This window comes from Pseudomonas sp. RA_15y_Pfl1_P11 (assembly GCF_963970975.1).
GTDB classification, from domain to species: Bacteria; Pseudomonadota; Gammaproteobacteria; order Pseudomonadales; family Pseudomonadaceae; genus Aquipseudomonas; species Aquipseudomonas tritici.
Window position 1 is genome coordinate 64,753 of the sequence record NZ_CAXAOY010000014.1, and the last position, 13,949, is coordinate 78,701.

Annotated in this window: 14 protein-coding genes; 4 read left to right on the plus strand and 10 right to left on the minus strand. The window is 58.7% G+C overall.

Annotated elements, in window-relative coordinates:
* Positions 1-114 precede the first annotated feature (114 nt).
* Positions 115-1,872, minus strand: coding sequence for a phosphoethanolamine transferase CptA (locus AACY44_RS18120; RefSeq protein WP_339530782.1), 1,758 nt, complete (start codon positions 1,870-1,872; stop codon positions 115-117).
* Positions 1,873-2,032: 160 nt separating this feature from the next.
* Entirely contained in the window at positions 2,033-2,212 is a 180-nt protein-coding gene (locus AACY44_RS18125; protein ID WP_139113268.1) for a DUF6026 family protein, read from the minus strand.
* A gap of 269 nt (positions 2,213-2,481) precedes the next feature.
* Between AACY44_RS18125 and gnd the strand changes: the two genes are divergently transcribed.
* The 3 genes from gnd to AACY44_RS18140 are packed head-to-tail and all read left to right on the plus strand — an operon-like array spanning position 2,482 to position 5,806.
* Complete coding sequence (gnd, locus tag AACY44_RS18130) at positions 2,482-3,465, plus strand: phosphogluconate dehydrogenase (NAD(+)-dependent, decarboxylating) (protein WP_339418373.1); 984 nt, start codon at positions 2,482-2,484, stop codon at positions 3,463-3,465.
* Complete coding sequence (gene zwf, locus AACY44_RS18135) at positions 3,462-4,985, plus strand: glucose-6-phosphate dehydrogenase (RefSeq protein WP_339418374.1); 1,524 nt, start codon at positions 3,462-3,464, stop codon at positions 4,983-4,985. Before gnd ends, zwf begins: the two co-directional genes overlap by 4 nt.
* Positions 4,982-5,806 (plus strand): HAD family hydrolase, encoded by an 825-nt coding sequence (locus AACY44_RS18140; protein WP_339428026.1) that lies wholly within the window; start codon positions 4,982-4,984, stop codon positions 5,804-5,806. Before zwf ends, AACY44_RS18140 begins: the two co-directional genes overlap by 4 nt.
* Before the next feature lie 66 nt (positions 5,807-5,872).
* Here the strand turns inward: AACY44_RS18140 and AACY44_RS18145 are convergent, their stop codons facing one another.
* Positions 5,873-6,133 carry a hypothetical protein gene (locus tag AACY44_RS18145; RefSeq protein ID WP_339418378.1) on the minus strand — a complete coding sequence of 87 codons (261 nt, stop codon included), beginning with the start codon at positions 6,131-6,133 and terminating at the stop codon, positions 5,873-5,875.
* A 342-nt stretch (positions 6,134-6,475) separates the two neighbouring features.
* Between AACY44_RS18145 and AACY44_RS18150 the strand changes: the two genes are divergently transcribed.
* Entirely contained in the window at positions 6,476-7,801 is a 1,326-nt protein-coding gene (locus tag AACY44_RS18150) for a sigma-54 dependent transcriptional regulator (RefSeq protein WP_339530783.1), read from the plus strand.
* Between the two features lie 94 nt (positions 7,802-7,895).
* Here AACY44_RS18150 and AACY44_RS18155 read toward each other — a convergent pair whose 3' ends face one another.
* The 7 genes from AACY44_RS18155 to AACY44_RS18185 all read right to left on the minus strand — a co-directional run bounded on the left by AACY44_RS18155 (position 7,896) and on the right by AACY44_RS18185 (position 13,905).
* A complete protein-coding gene (locus AACY44_RS18155) occupies positions 7,896-9,200 on the minus strand; it encodes a hypothetical protein (protein WP_339470835.1) in 1,305 nt (434 codons plus the stop codon).
* Between the two features lie 49 nt (positions 9,201-9,249).
* Complete coding sequence (locus AACY44_RS18160; RefSeq protein WP_339436726.1) at positions 9,250-9,993, minus strand: hypothetical protein; 744 nt, start codon at positions 9,991-9,993, stop codon at positions 9,250-9,252.
* 38 nt (positions 9,994-10,031) lie between these two features.
* Entirely contained in the window at positions 10,032-10,712 is a 681-nt protein-coding gene (locus AACY44_RS18165; RefSeq protein WP_339438868.1) for a C39 family peptidase, read from the minus strand.
* A gap of 60 nt (positions 10,713-10,772) precedes the next feature.
* Complete coding sequence (locus tag AACY44_RS18170) at positions 10,773-11,513, minus strand: hypothetical protein (RefSeq protein WP_339418385.1); 741 nt, start codon at positions 11,511-11,513, stop codon at positions 10,773-10,775.
* A 67-nt stretch (positions 11,514-11,580) separates the two neighbouring features.
* The gene (locus tag AACY44_RS18175) at positions 11,581-12,132 is read right to left on the minus strand and encodes an adhesin (RefSeq protein WP_339418386.1); all 552 of its coding nucleotides are present in this window, start codon (positions 12,130-12,132) and stop codon (positions 11,581-11,583) included.
* Positions 12,132-12,581: a hypothetical protein gene (locus tag AACY44_RS18180; protein ID WP_339418388.1), complete on the minus strand. Its 450-nt coding sequence runs from the start codon at positions 12,579-12,581 to the stop codon at positions 12,132-12,134. Before AACY44_RS18180 ends, AACY44_RS18175 begins: the two co-directional genes overlap by 1 nt.
* A 328-nt stretch (positions 12,582-12,909) precedes the next feature.
* Positions 12,910-13,905, minus strand: coding sequence for a FecR family protein (locus tag AACY44_RS18185; RefSeq protein ID WP_339456569.1), 996 nt, complete (start codon positions 13,903-13,905; stop codon positions 12,910-12,912).
* Between the last annotated feature and the right edge of the window lie 44 nt (positions 13,906-13,949).

Genomic DNA, 13,949 nt, shown 5'->3' on the forward strand with positions numbered 1-13,949 from the left:
CGCAGAAGACTCCTTGTCGTCTTTTTGGCCTTTCCGGTCGGGAAAGGCCATTGTTCAAAGACGAAAAGAGCGGGCGAACTTTAGGCTTAAGCGAGAATGATTGTTATTTTTGTGTTACAGCGCCGGTTGTTCCTGGAGCACCACGTCAGTCGGGCTCACCTTTTTCGGCTTGATCAGGCTGAAGTCGATCAGGGGTTTTTGTTGGCGCAGGTATGGGTTACCTATCATCTGTGGGCGCGCCGTGAAGCGGTCGCTCACCAGGCTTTTCGTAAGGTCCAACTCGCTGAAACTCAGGCCGGCGAGGTCGGCCCACGTATGAATCAGCTGTGAGCTGCTGTAAGGCCGTTGCAAGTCGCCGGCAAAGCTCCAGTCATGGCTTTCACGCCATTTTGGCGAGGCGTAGGCCATGAACGGAACGGTGTACATCGGCGCCGTCGGCTTGCTTTCGTTGCGTCCCAGCGTGCTGTGGCCCGCCGAGTCGAACACGTCTTCGCCGTGGTCCGATAAGTACAGCAGGAAACCGTTTGGATCGGTCTTGGCGTAGTCTTTGATCAGGCTCGACACCACGAAGTCGTTGTACAGCACGGCATTGTCGTAGCTGTTGTAAGTCGGCAATTGATCGTCACTCACGCCTGCCGGCACGCCCTGGCGGCCGGTGAATTTATCGAAGGTCTGCGGGTAGCGATACTGGTAGCTCATGTGGGTGCCCAACAGGTGCACCACGATGAACTTACGCTCGGCCGGGTCGGCCAGGGCCTTGGAAAACGGCGCCAGTACGTCGCCGTCGTATTGACGGGCGTTCTGGTTGCGGTTGTTGTTCAGGTACACCTGCTCGTCGGCCTGTTCGGAAAAGGTCGTGAGCATGGTGTTGCGCTTCGTCATGGTCTGTTGGTTGGTGATCCAGTAGGTCTTGTAGCCGGCCTGTTTCATCACGCTGACAATGGATGGCGTCTTGAGGTACAGGTCCGGGTTCTCTTCGTCAGCGAAGGTCAATACCTGTTGCAGCGCTTCGATGGTGTAGGGGCGCGGGGTGATGACGTTGTCGAACACCGCCAGTTGGTCGCGCAGTTTGTCCAGCTCCGGCGTGGTGTTACGCGGGTAGCCGTAGAGGCTCATGCGCTGACGGTTGGTGGACTCGCCGATCACCAGTACCAGGGTTGAGGGCTGGCCGGCCATGCTGTCCTTGAGGTTTGTCAGAGGCGGGATCTGGCTGGCGCTGTCGAGCATGCCTTGCATGTTGTCCAACTGCTCGGTGTAACGGTGGTAGGCGACGATCATCTGCCACGGCACCGCAGGTTCGATGCGCGATTCAAAGCGGTCGATGGCATCGTCCATCGTGTCGCTGCGGGCGATCTGCTTGACCAGCGGGTAACCAATGACGCCCACCAGGATCGCCGTCGCTGCGAGCAGCGCCTGGCCACGTGGCAGATACACCGGGCGGACGCGGGTCCATAGGAAAATGGCCACGGCGGTGTGGGCGATGAACGCCAGCACGATCCACCAGGCGAAATATTGGGTGGCGTATTCACCGGCTTCAGAGATGTTCGACTCGAACATGATGAAGATGACGCTTTGAGAAAATTCCTGCTGGTAGATGAAGAAATAGCCCAGGCTGGCCATGGAGCAGGCCCACAGGACTACGCCGACCAAGGCGGCGAACAAGCGCGTATGGCGGGGGAATATCAGCAGTGGCGCCAGCCAGATCGCACTCATGAAGAACGCTTGGCGAAAACCACTGAAACCAGAGGTGCCACTGAGCTGAATCAGCAGTTGGGTAATACCCGAGAAGTACCAGAAAAACAGGAATAGCCAGCCAAGACCGGCCCAATCAAAGCTTTTCGCAGACTTCGTTCTGCGTTCGAACATCGCCATCCAGCGCTCCAACCCGATAATTTTTCAGTCGACGCGCAGGGCTGCGCGCAACAGAGGCCACCCTTGCATGGGGTGGCCCTTCGGGCGGGAGTATCGGGAGGGAGGTGTGAAAACGTTGTAAGATTTTTGTAGACGTAATCTTACAACGTGATAACGGGGCTCAGCAGAGCGCTGGCTGGGCGCCGGAAGGCTGATCCAACTGGGCCTGGATGATGTGCGAACGCAGGCGTATGACTTCCTGCTGCAGTTGTTCGCGTTCGTCTTTCAACTGGCGCAGCTCGTCGCGTCGAATGGTGACGTAGAGGGTCTGTGGCGGACGGTTCATCTGTGCAGTGCTCATTGCTTACCTCGCAAATAGCCAGTGTGTCGCGGTGTGCCAGAACGCTTGAGTCGAGGTTCTCGGCAGCAGTCAGGACGATTCTGAATTCTTTTTGCGAGCAATGGAACTTTTTTATTTTTGAAGGTCCTGTGACTTTTTGTGCAGTGATGCCGAAGTGGTGGCAAATTTTTCTCATGAAACTACAGGTATCCGCGCTGGACTAACCCTCATTAGCCTCATTGCGCTATAAACTATGTCACACATTTTTTAGTAGTTAGGAGCATCAGCACATGCAACTGGGGATTATTGGACTAGGCCGCATGGGCGGGAATATTGCACGGCGCCTGATGCTCAATGGGCATACCACCGTTGTTTACGACCGTAACGAAGCATTTGTCAAAGGCTTGAGCGAAGAGGGCGCCACTGGCGTTGCCGGCCTCAAGGCCCTGGTTGCCGGGCTGCAAAAGCCACGCACCGTGTGGGTGATGTTACCGGCAGGCGCGCCGACCGAAGACACCATCAACGAATTGAGCACACTGCTGGAAGACGGCGATGCAATCATCGACGGCGGCAACACCAACTATAAGGACGACGTTCGCCGGGCCAAGGCACTGGCGGAGAAAGGCCTGCACTATGTCGACGTCGGTACTTCCGGCGGCGTCTGGGGCCTGGAACGTGGCTACTGCATGATGATCGGTGGGGATGCCGGGACCGTGCAGCGCCTTGATCCTATCTTCAAGAGCCTGGCCCCGGGCCAGGGCAACATTGCGCGCACCAAGGACCGTTCTGCCAGCGCTGACCCTCGCGCCGAGCAGGGCTATATCCACGCGGGCCCTGCGGGTTCCGGGCATTTCGTCAAGATGATCCACAACGGCATCGAATACGGGATGATGCAGGCGTTCGCCGAGGGTTTTGACATCCTCAAGACCAAGAATTCGGAAAACCTGCCGGAAGACCAGCGTTTCGACCTGAACGTTGCCGATATTGCCGAAGTCTGGCGCCGTGGCAGTGTGGTGTCGTCCTGGCTGCTGGACCTGACCGCCGACGCCTTGGCCACCGACCCGAAACTCGACGGTTACTCCGGTTCCGTTGCCGACAGTGGCGAAGGCCGCTGGACCATCGAAGCCGCCATGGAACAAGCCGTGCCGGTGCCCGTACTGTCCACCTCGCTGTTCGCCCGCTTCCGCTCGCGTCAGCAGAGCACGTACGGTGACAAAATGCTCTCTGCCATGCGCTTCGGCTTTGGTGGTCACGTGGAGACTTCCAAAAAATGACCGCCAACGGCAAAAAAACCAAGGCCGAACCCGCACCACCGACCACCTTGTTTCTGTTTGGCGCCCATGGCGACCTGGTCAAGCGCCTGCTCATGCCGGCGCTGTACAACCTCAGTCGTGATGGGCTGCTGGGCGATGGCTTGCGCATCGTCGGCGTTGATCACAACGCCATCAGCGACGCCGATTTCGCGAAGAAACTCGAAGACTTCATTCGCACCGAAGCGGCGAGCAAGGTCAAGGGTAATGCGGATAACGCCCTGGACCCACAATTATGGGCGCAGTTGGCCAAGGGCATCAGCTACGTCGAAGGTGATTTCCTCGACGACAGCACCTACGCCGACATTGGCAAGAAGATCGCCGACAGCGGCACTGGCAACGCGGTGTTTTACCTGGCCACCGCACCGCGCTTTTTCAGCGACGTGGTGCAGCGCCTGGGCAGTGCTGGCCTGCTGACGGAAACCGATGACAGCTTCCGTCGCGTGGTGATCGAAAAACCTTTCGGTTCCGACCTGGCCACCGCCGAAGCGCTGAATGCCAGCCTGCTCAAGGTGATGAGCGAGAAGCAGATCTATCGCATCGACCATTACCTGGGCAAGGAGACGGTGCAGAACATCCTGATCAGCCGTTTCTCCAACGTGCTGTTCGAAGCGTTCTGGAACAACCATTACATCGACCACGTGCAAATCACCGCCGCCGAAACTGTCGGCGTTGAAACCCGTGGCAATTTCTTCGAGAAGACCGGCACCCTGCGCGACATGGTGCCCAATCACTTGTTCCAACTGCTGGCGATGGTGGCGATGGAGCCACCTGCCGCCTTTGGTGCCGACGCCGTGCGCGGTGAAAAAGCCAAGGTGATTGGCGCCGTACGCCCGTGGTCCCTGGAAGATGCGCGGACCAACTCGGTACGCGGGCAGTACACCGCCGGTGAAATCGGCGGGAAGCCACTGCCGGGTTACCGCGAAGAAGCTAACGTTGCACCTGACAGCAGCACTGAGACCTTCGTCGCCCTCAAGGTGATGATCGACAACTGGCGCTGGGTCGGCGTGCCGTTCTACCTTCGCACTGGCAAGCGCATGAGCGTGCGCGACACCGAAATCGTGATCTGCTTCAAGCCGGCACCCTATGCACAGTTTCGCGATACCGAAGTCGATGAGATCAAGCCCACCTACCTGAAAATCCAGATCCAGCCGAATGAAGGCATGTGGTTCGACCTGCTGGCGAAAAAGCCCGGGCCGACCCTGGACATGGCCAACATTCAGCTGGGTTTTGCCTACAAGGACTTCTTCGAGATGCAGCCCTCGACCGGGTACGAAACCCTGATCTACGACTGCATGACCGGCGACCAGACTTTGTTCCAGCGTGCGGATAACATCGAAAACGGCTGGCGCGCCGTGCAGCCCTTCCTCGATGCATGGCAGGAAGATGACGGGATCCAGGCCTATAAGTCGGGTGAGGATGGGCCTGCAGCCGCCGATGCGTTGCTGGCCCGTGATGGCCGTGCCTGGCACAGCCTCGGATGAGTGATGCAGCGATTCATCCCATCCGTTTTATCCTCAGTGATGTGGACGGCACGTTGTTGCATCCTGATCACAGCCTCAGCCAGCGCACTGCCGACGCTGTGCGCGCCTTGCGCGACAGTGGGGTGTTTTTCAGCCTGGCCAGCGGGCGACCGCCCAAGGCCATGCTGCACCTGATCGAAACCTTCGGCATCGATGTGCCGGTGGCCGGCTTTAACGGTGGCACGCTGATCAACCCGGATGGCAGCATCCTGGTCGCCCACCATCTTCCGGCAGAAGCGGCGCTGGTGACCCTGGCGCTGTTTTCAGCGGAGCCGGAGGTGGAAGTGTGGGTGTTCGCCGATGGCGATTGGCTGCGCCGTGACCCGCCAGGGCCGATGCAGCAGCGCGAAACCGATGGCCTGGGATACGGGCCGGTAGTGGTGGAGAGTTTTGAGCCGTACCTAGACCGGATCGACAAGATTGTCGCTGCCAGCCACAACACGCAATTGCTGGTGGAGCTGGAAGCGCAGCTGCAGCCCAAGGTGCAGGGGGCAGCCCAAGTGTCACGCTCGCAACCGGTGTACCTGGATGTCACTGCGATGTTGGCCAATAAGGGCGAGGCCTTGAAAACCTTGGCGGCGCACCTTGGGGTCCCCTTGGAGCAGACGGCGGCCATCGGTGATGGTGGCAATGACCCGGCGATGTTTCATGTGGCCGGGTTATCGATTGCCATGGGGCAGGCTGAAGAAACCGTCAAGCGCCAGGCCAGTGTGGTCACTGGCAGCAATCTCGAAGACGGCGCTGCCGAAGCGATTGAGCGGTTTATTCTCGCGAAGCGATAAGCGGTTTTCGCTCTAACACTGAACGTGCGCTCATTTAAAACGGTGAGCGCAAGTTACAGCGCTGGATTACTTCGGCATGGCCCAGGATTGCAACTGGTGGCCATCTTTATCGAGCTCGGCACGGGCTTGCAACAGCAAGTTTTCCAACTGCATCGGGTCGGTATAGGCACTTGACGACAGTTGTTTGCTGCCGATGCGGGTATTGGTGCGGTCGATGACGCTCAGGCTCAGGGCGCCGTTGCCATCGTGCCAGGCCACGCACTGAAAGGGTTGGAAGGCACGGTCTGCGATCAAAAGAGCTTCGTTGATGCGGAGCGGGGCGTTCATGTGGGTTCTCTCTCATTGCCCATTCAAGTGAGTGCCGGCGGTTGGGCTGACCGTGCGGCGGGTTACTTGTACTGATGCACGATGGCCGGGTACGGGTCACACATTAAAACAACTATTTTCAACATTTAGTGATTAACGTCATGTAAGCGGCTGTTTTGAAAGCGGATTGAACGTTTCAGCGTCGCGTAACTTTTAACGGCGCGAAGTTGGGGGATGGCTTTTTGCCCAGGCTTATAGCGAAACGGTACAAGGACTGCGTCAAGATCTTGCTAGGGTTGGCAACAGATGTTCCAAACTGTTGTTTCTAAATAAATTTACCAATTTTGACGCCAAGGAACAGTCATGGGTGGCCCGCCCGTTCAACGTCGATTGCTAGTAGTTGATCCTTGTGATGAGTGCCACGGGCTGTTGCCCGGTTTGCGCGCGGCGGGGTGGGACGTCGACAGTTGCAGCTTGGACGCGGTGGGCGACCGATCCTGCGACGTCGGCCTGCTGCGTTTGCAGCCCGCTCACCTGGAACGACCCGAAGCCGTCAAAGAGCTGATCGGCCGCAGTGGGACCGAGTGGATCGCCGTGCTCGACCAGGATGTGCTGCGGCTGCAGAACTTCGGTGACTTCGTCTGCGAATGGTTCTTTGACTTTCATACCTTGCCTTTCGACGTCGCTCGCGTACAGGTGACCCTGGGCCGTGCTTTTGGCATGGCGCGGTTGCGGGGCAGGGGCCATACCTCGGTGGATGAGCCCGAGCACGAATTGCTCGGTGACAGCCGGCCCATTCGCGAACTGCGCAGATTATTGTCGAAGCTGGCGCCCACCGAATCTCCCGTGTTGATTCGTGGCGACAGCGGCACCGGCAAAGAGCTGGTGGCCAAGACGTTGCATCGACAATCGCAGCGGCATGACAAGCCGTTTGTGGCGATCAACTGCGGTGCGATCCCTGAACACTTGATTCAATCCGAATTGTTCGGCCATGAAAAAGGTGCGTTCACCGGCGCCCATCAGCGCAAGGTCGGGCGAATCGAGGCGGCCAACGGCGGCACGTTGTTCCTGGATGAAATCGGTGATCTGCCGATGGAGCTGCAAGCCAATCTTTTGCGATTTCTCCAGGAAAAGCAGATCGAGCGGGTTGGCGGCAGCCAGCCGATCCCGGTGGATGTGCGGGTATTGGCCGCCACCCACGTCGACCTGGAAGCCGCCGTTGAGAAAGGGACCTTCCGCGAAGACTTGTATTACCGCCTTAATGTCCTGCAAGTGGTGACCGCACCATTGCGCGACCGCCATGGCGACGTCGCGATGCTGGCCAACCACTTTTCACGTTTCTACAGTCAGGAAACCGGTCGTCGCCCGCGTAGTTTCAGTGATGACGCCCTCGTCGCGATGGGCGAGCACGCTTGGCCTGGAAACGTGCGCGAGTTGGCCAACCGCGTGCGCCGCGGGCTGGTGCTCGCCGAAGGACGCCAGATCGAAGCCGTTGATCTGGGCTTGCACGGCCAGCAGGCAATTTCGCCGCCCATGGCTACACTGGAAGACTATAAGCACCGCGCCGAACGCCAGGCGCTGCGCGACGTGCTCAATCGGCACAGCGACAACTTGAGTGTGGCGGCCCGTGTACTGGGCGTTTCCCGGCCCACGTTCTACCGGTTGCTGCACAAACACCAGATCCGCTAGGGCGGGTAAACCGAAAAGCCCCGCAACGACCCTTATCGTTGCGGGGCTTTTCCTTGTGCGCTGCGTGCAGCGTATTTACTTGGGCTGCTTGGTGTCAGAAGTAGTACGGGAATTTCAGGCTAAACGTAAAGTCTGGCGCATCGTCCGTCATGCCGATCGCCAGGTTAGGCACGATTGTCAGGTTTTGCGTCGCCGCAATCGTCATGCCCACGTTGAAGTAACCCGCGTTGGCGTCGCTGGACGTCACCGACTGCCAGTCCCCACCGTTAGGCTTGAGCTTGCTCTTGCGCTGGATCAGGTCGGACACCGAGAACGACATGCTCATCTTCTCGTTCAGCGCGAAGGCCACGCCGAGGCCAAGTTGGAAGCTGTCGCCCAGGCTGACCTTGCCGCCGACCTTCTGGTTGACGTCACTGCTTATATCGTCAAACGACTCCTCGAAGTTATGGGTATAGGACAGCGAGCCAAACAGCACGGCTGGGTCGAAAGTCTTGACCAGCGAGATACCCGGCGTGATCGACCATACACCGTTACCCGTCGGCAGGTTTTCCGGCACATACAGGTTGTCGTTGGCGGTAGACCGCACCAGCTTGATGCCAAACGGTTCTTTGCCCGTAGGCGCTTTGACGCGCACCGACACTACCGCATCCGGCAGGGTCGGGGTTTCATCGAGGAACTTGTAGGCCACGCCGAAGTTGACGTCGCCGATGGTTGGGTCGCGGCTCACCGACTCTTCCGAGGTGGCGTTGGCGTTGTTGCCGGCACCGCCGGACTGGTAGGTCGATTCGCGGTACACCACCGGCACGTTCACGTCGAACTGCCAACGGTTGTCGACGTTGTAGCGGCCAGTCAGGTCCAGGGTCCAGTTATCCGACTTGATCCGGTCCAGGTTGATATTGCCCAGGAAGATCGAGTCCAGCGCCAGGAAGCCGTTGAGCGTGAGTTGGCGAGCGTCGTAGCGCGCATAGGTCACACCGGTTTCAAAGCTGAACTTGCCATTGCCAAAAAAGCCGCTGGCCTCGTTGTAGAGGTTGCTTACGCTTTGCGCAGGCGCTGAATCGTCCTTGAGCGACTGACCGTAGGAACTGCCACCGCCTCCCGCACCGCCTGATGCTGCTGCCGCGCCGGTACCGGCCACCGTTGTGCCGCTGGCTTTCTGGAAGTCTGCCGGGGATTTGGCCAGGCGTTTGGGCGCCGGTGTGGCCGGTTGATCCTCGACTTGACGAACCCGCTGCTCCAACACCGCCAAGGCTTTTTGTTGTACGTCGTACCGCTGCTTGAGTTCCAGAAGTTCCTGCTTGAGGGCTTCGATATCGGCGTCTGGCGCGGCATACAACATGGATGCAGGCAAGAGCGTACTTAAACAAACCACCGCACGTAGCGATAACGATCGATGCATGAAATAAGCCGTCCTTTTCTAATGCGAAAGTGTCGAGGGTCAGCGTAGTTCAATAACCTAGCGTGCGTAGGCCTTTGAGTGGGTCCAGATTGCAGTTCAATGCCGGGTTGGTCAGGCCGTTGTTCATCACCACATTGAGCTGCGTCATGTTAGTGACGACGTTTCTATCGCCGGTTAATACCGTGCCTTGGAGCACTTGCCCGCCACCGATCTGCTGGAGGCTGTTGCCCTGGTTATGATTGCCTTGGATCGCCATCTGCAAGCCGCCATTGTTGGCCGACACGCTCACACGGCCGGCCGCGCTGTCGCCGCTGACTGTGCCACCCGCCACCAGCACATGCCCTGATTGCACGATGCTGGAGGGGGCGAAGCCATTCTCTGTGACGTTGATACCGACATTGTTGTAGGCAGTGTTGCCATCGCCGGCGGTGCGTACGCTTTGGGTCACGCCCGTGCCAGTGCCCAGGCCTGCGCCCCCGACCACGTTACCGGTACCGGTATTCTGGTGGGTGCCCGTGCCAGCCGAGCCGGTGGTCTGCACGTAAAACTGCGGGGTGATGGTGGACGAGTCGACTTGCATGCTGGCCTTGCCGGTGATGGTGTCGCCTATGGCATTGGTCCATGTGCTGCTCATGACAATACCGAAACTGATAATCCGCCCCGGCATCACATACCGGCCGCGCAGTTCGGCCATTTCCGAATCCTTGAGCTCAATCGGCTTGAACCCCGATGAAGCATAAGCGGGCATTGAGGCTGCCAGGCACAAGACCGTCAGCCAACGGGAAGTGTTCATCTCTTGCTCCTGGAGCGTCCTGCTCCTTTTTGCGCTTCTTAGAAGAAGTCGCTCTGGATGAAACCGAAGTCCATCAACTCGGCATCGCCTACGGGCCTGAACTCATTCAACTGGTTCTTGGCGGTCAGTGGCGTGGGCGGGTCAAGCAAGGCGTTGGCCTTGTCGTAGCCTTCACCCAGCACGGCGAAGACGATGCCATTCCAGCCTTGGACGAAGTCGTCGTGTGAATAGCGCTTGTGGCCCAGCACCGGGTCACCGACATAGACCCACTCCTTGTCCGCGCGCTGCAACACCACGAAGTGCTTGTAGCCACGGATTTCCAGCAACACCACCACGGGGATCTTCACGGTCGCCAGGGTATCTGGCCCGATTTTGTAGCCCCGGGCACGCATGCCGATGCTTTCGAGGTAGCGCTTCATGTCCAGCATGGAAAAGCCCTGGGTACGTACCAGGTCCTGGTCTGCATTGAGCAGCATGCCTTTGATGACGTGGTCTTCGTCTACGTCGAGCCAGTAGCCCTGGCGCAGGATGGTGGCGAGTGCCGCAGCACCGCAGCTGAAATCGGTTTTCTGTTCCACCAGGTTGGCGAACCGGCGTTCACGGATACTCTCGACCTTCTTGTAGATGACTGCACCACCAGGCATGGCGGAGATCGCCATGGTGCCTGCCCAGGTAGGGCCGGTAAGCAGCATCAAGAGGCTGAGGGTCGCGAGGCGCATGATCGTATGACCTGCTGGGCACTGTAATAAAAAGGGCCTTGTTGCCAAGGCCCCGTTGGATCAGAAGCGCACGCCGCTGGCGCAGACGCTGCAACCTTGGCTGATCGACAGGCTGCCGCTGGCTTGGTTGCCGGAGCCGGACTGCAAGTTCACAATTGTGCTGCCGCTGTTGCGGTTAACTGCGTTGTCGAGGCTGGAGTTGTTCGACACGTATTGAGGTTTGCTGTAGTGGCCATTCCCGCTGGCGGCCGCGTTGAGGTAGCTGTTACCGAGCGAGTTTTGCTCGGTGTTGGCCGCCGCTGCGATATTTTTACCGTCAGCAGTGGTGATTGCCAGGTTGCCCTTGGCCTGGTTGCCTTGACCGGCTTGACCGTTATAAATCGTGCTACCGGAGTTGCCGTTAACCGCGTTATCCAGGGATGCGTTGTTTTGGGTACCTTTGTTGACATAATTGTTCAGCACGCTGTTTTGATTCACATCGGCCACGGCAAACACGGTTGCAAAGTCGCCCTTGGCGCTGGAGATGGCGCCTGAACCGTCTGCCTGGTTTCCGGTGCCTGACTGATTGTTAACAATGGTGCTACCACTGTTGCCGTTTACCGAGCCATCAGCAGAGGCGTTGTTTTCGGTGTTGGTGTCATCGAACTTGTTGCCCGCGCTGTTCTGCACATCCGTAACCACGGAGGCGACCACGCCGGTTGGTTGAGGCGCAGGGTGCCAGCCACCCCCTGCTTGAGCGGCAGCAGCCATGAGCGCGGCGAGAGCGAAAACCATTGGTTTCAGAGCCATTTGAGGTTTCATGGTGTTTCTCCTTGCTTCTAATTAGTGGGTTAAGTGTTGGTACGGTCTAACGTGTGCTACCAAGCTGTTACTTGATAGTGATGCCCAGGGTGTTAGCCACTCGGTTCCCCACCCCTGCACTCTGGTTCACCTGAATCACTCCTCGGCTGCCGGTGAAGGCCTGGTCGCTTGTCACGACCTGGCGGCTGCCAGTGGTGGGGGTGAGCCCTGAGTCGGTTGCCAGCGTCGTCGTGTTCTGTTGCAACAGGACGCTGTCGTCGATGCTTTGCGGGCCAGGGTTGAGGCTGATCCGCACGGCATTGATTGATTGGTTATTGGCCCCGGCGGACTGGTTGATGCCCACCATGCCGTTGCCATTGGTAAAAGAGGCGCCTTCGATCGAGGCCTTCGCGTTGAGAGAGGGATCGACGTTGCCGTTCATGTTCTGGGTATTGCGGGTGGTGGCCTGCCCACCGAGCGTGACGGCGCGGTTATTGGCCATTTGTTGCTGGTTGCCGGCCGCCTGATTGATCATCACGTTGCCGTTGTAGTCTTTGCCGCTGTTGTTAATCACGGCGGTGTTGTCGGCCATGGCCGCCGTGCTGCTCAGCAGGGCGAGAAGCAGCAGGGAACGTTTCATTATTTGCCCCCCATCATGCTGCCGAGGTTGTTCAGGGGGGCCATGCCACGTTGGATTGAATCGCTGATCTGCCCGCCCATGGAGGCGCCTGCACCATGGCTGACGGCTGCGCCGGAACCGAGTGTCGACACGCTGCCTTGGGTGTTAGTCAAACCAGGGATGTTGCCGTTTGGGATGATGGCGCGGGTGATGCTTGAGCCGCTGCTGATGCCAGCGATGTCCATGTCACTGAGTTCGCCGGTGGACCCTAGGATCTCGCGGCTCGGATTGGCATTGGCGGTGGTGGGGTAGGGGTCTTTGCCGAATGCAGATCGACCGTACATGTGCCCCTGTACGTCTCGGCCAGTCACGATAACGCCGTCACCCGCATAGCTCGGAACACTGAGGCCGACACTGAGTGCACAGCTGATCAGCAACACGTTCATCGAACCTTGAGTGCATGTATTCACGGCGGCATTCCTTATTCTTCGCGCTGACCCTAAACAGCGCTGCAAGGGATAGAGCAGAAGCCGTGCCGCTTTTTATTTGGCCTTGGTATTCAATGTGTTACGGGCATTGATGGGCAAAGTGATGGCATCGCTGTTTCAATCCTGAAACAGCACCCTGCCCAAACCCACAGACTTAGCCACTGCACAAACGCTTCACTCGCTGTATCAGCGCTGTAACAACACGCGTGACAAAACGGTGAATGCGCTGAGCACGGGCGATTCAAGGCCGGGGAGTGTTAAAAAAATGGACACTTGTGGCGCGACATCGCCCGTGCAAGGAGGCAGGGTGTCAGCCTTTAGGTGTTTTACGCGGAATAGAATTAAGTACGGGGTTGCCGTCCTGGTTCTGGGTCAGGTATACCGGCAAAACCTTGGGCAGGGAGGGAATGAGGTTGTTGACCTCATCGATGTTGTAGATACCACCGATGCGTATCGCTCCGGTCGTGGCGTCGGCCAGCATCACCGGCTTGCTCAGGTAGCGGTTGATCAGCGGCAACGCGTCGGCCAGGGCCAGGTTGTCGAGGACCAGCTTGCCCTGGCGCCAGGCCAGCGCGGTGTCATTCGGGTTGATCGTGCGCACGCGTGGCGTGGCATCACCCTGCTGGTAGCTGGCTTGCATGCCGGGTGTCAGGGGCACGCTCCCGTGGACCTGGTCGCTGGCAATCTGAACCGAGCCTTCAAGCAACATCACCCGTACCTGGTCTTCATATTTCCAGACGTTGAACTGGGTGCCCGTCACACGTACCTGACCACTGCCTGCGTGCACAATGAACGGATGGGCGCTGTCATGGCTGACCTTGAAGAACGCCTCGCCTTTTTTCAGCGTGACCCGACGCTGGTCCTTGTAGTTGCTGTAGACCAGTTCGGTGCCCAGGTTGAGTTCTACCTGGCTGCCATCGTCGAGGATGACCTGGCGCAGGCCATTAGCGGCATCAAAGCGCTCATAGGAACTGGGCAACCAACCGGCTTCCCAGCCAGTGAAGGCGGCCAGGGGCAGGGCGCCCAGGCAGATCGCCGCAGCCACCGCGTAGATGCGCGACCGGCTGCGGGGCTTGAACGGCACCTCTGTCGGTGTGGTGTTTTGGCGTGGCAGATGGTCCGCAACGTCCCAGATCTCCAGCATTGCCGCGTATTCGAAGGCGTGCAGCGGGTGCGAATCGTGCCATTGGGCAAAAGCTTGACGTTCACTCGCGGTGCAATCACCCGCGTGCAGGCGCATGCACCAATGCGCGGCGGCGTCGGTGATGGCGTCATATTCGGCTTCTGAAATGGACTTTTCGCTCATTAACTCATCCTGATTTCGTACATTCTAACCTCCCAGGATGGACC

What these genes read in the sequence shown, in the direction of transcription:
- AACY44_RS18145 (WP_339418378.1), bottom strand. Translation starts at nt 6,133, where the DNA reads ATGAACGCCCCGCTCCGCATCAACGAAGCTCTTTTGATCGCAGACCGT.
- zwf (WP_339418374.1), top strand. Translation starts at nt 3,462, where the DNA reads ATGACCGCCAACGGCAAAAAAACCAAGGCCGAACCCGCACCACCGACC.
- AACY44_RS18150 (WP_339530783.1), top strand. Translation starts at nt 6,476, where the DNA reads ATGGGTGGCCCGCCCGTTCAACGTCGATTGCTAGTAGTTGATCCTTGT.
- AACY44_RS18120 (WP_339530782.1), bottom strand. Translation starts at nt 1,872, where the DNA reads ATGGCGATGTTCGAACGCAGAACGAAGTCTGCGAAAAGCTTTGATTGG.
- AACY44_RS18165 (WP_339438868.1), bottom strand. Translation starts at nt 10,712, where the DNA reads ATGCGCCTCGCGACCCTCAGCCTCTTGATGCTGCTTACCGGCCCTACC.
- AACY44_RS18185 (WP_339456569.1), bottom strand. Translation starts at nt 13,905, where the DNA reads ATGAGCGAAAAGTCCATTTCAGAAGCCGAATATGACGCCATCACCGAC.
- AACY44_RS18170 (WP_339418385.1), bottom strand. Translation starts at nt 11,513, where the DNA reads ATGAAACCTCAAATGGCTCTGAAACCAATGGTTTTCGCTCTCGCCGCG.
- AACY44_RS18175 (WP_339418386.1), bottom strand. Translation starts at nt 12,132, where the DNA reads ATGAAACGTTCCCTGCTGCTTCTCGCCCTGCTGAGCAGCACGGCGGCC.
- AACY44_RS18160 (WP_339436726.1), bottom strand. Translation starts at nt 9,993, where the DNA reads ATGAACACTTCCCGTTGGCTGACGGTCTTGTGCCTGGCAGCCTCAATG.
- AACY44_RS18125 (WP_139113268.1), bottom strand. Translation starts at nt 2,212, where the DNA reads ATGAGCACTGCACAGATGAACCGTCCGCCACAGACCCTCTACGTCACC.
- AACY44_RS18155 (WP_339470835.1), bottom strand. Translation starts at nt 9,200, where the DNA reads ATGCATCGATCGTTATCGCTACGTGCGGTGGTTTGTTTAAGTACGCTC.
- gnd (WP_339418373.1), top strand. Translation starts at nt 2,482, where the DNA reads ATGCAACTGGGGATTATTGGACTAGGCCGCATGGGCGGGAATATTGCA.
- AACY44_RS18140 (WP_339428026.1), top strand. Translation starts at nt 4,982, where the DNA reads ATGAGTGATGCAGCGATTCATCCCATCCGTTTTATCCTCAGTGATGTG.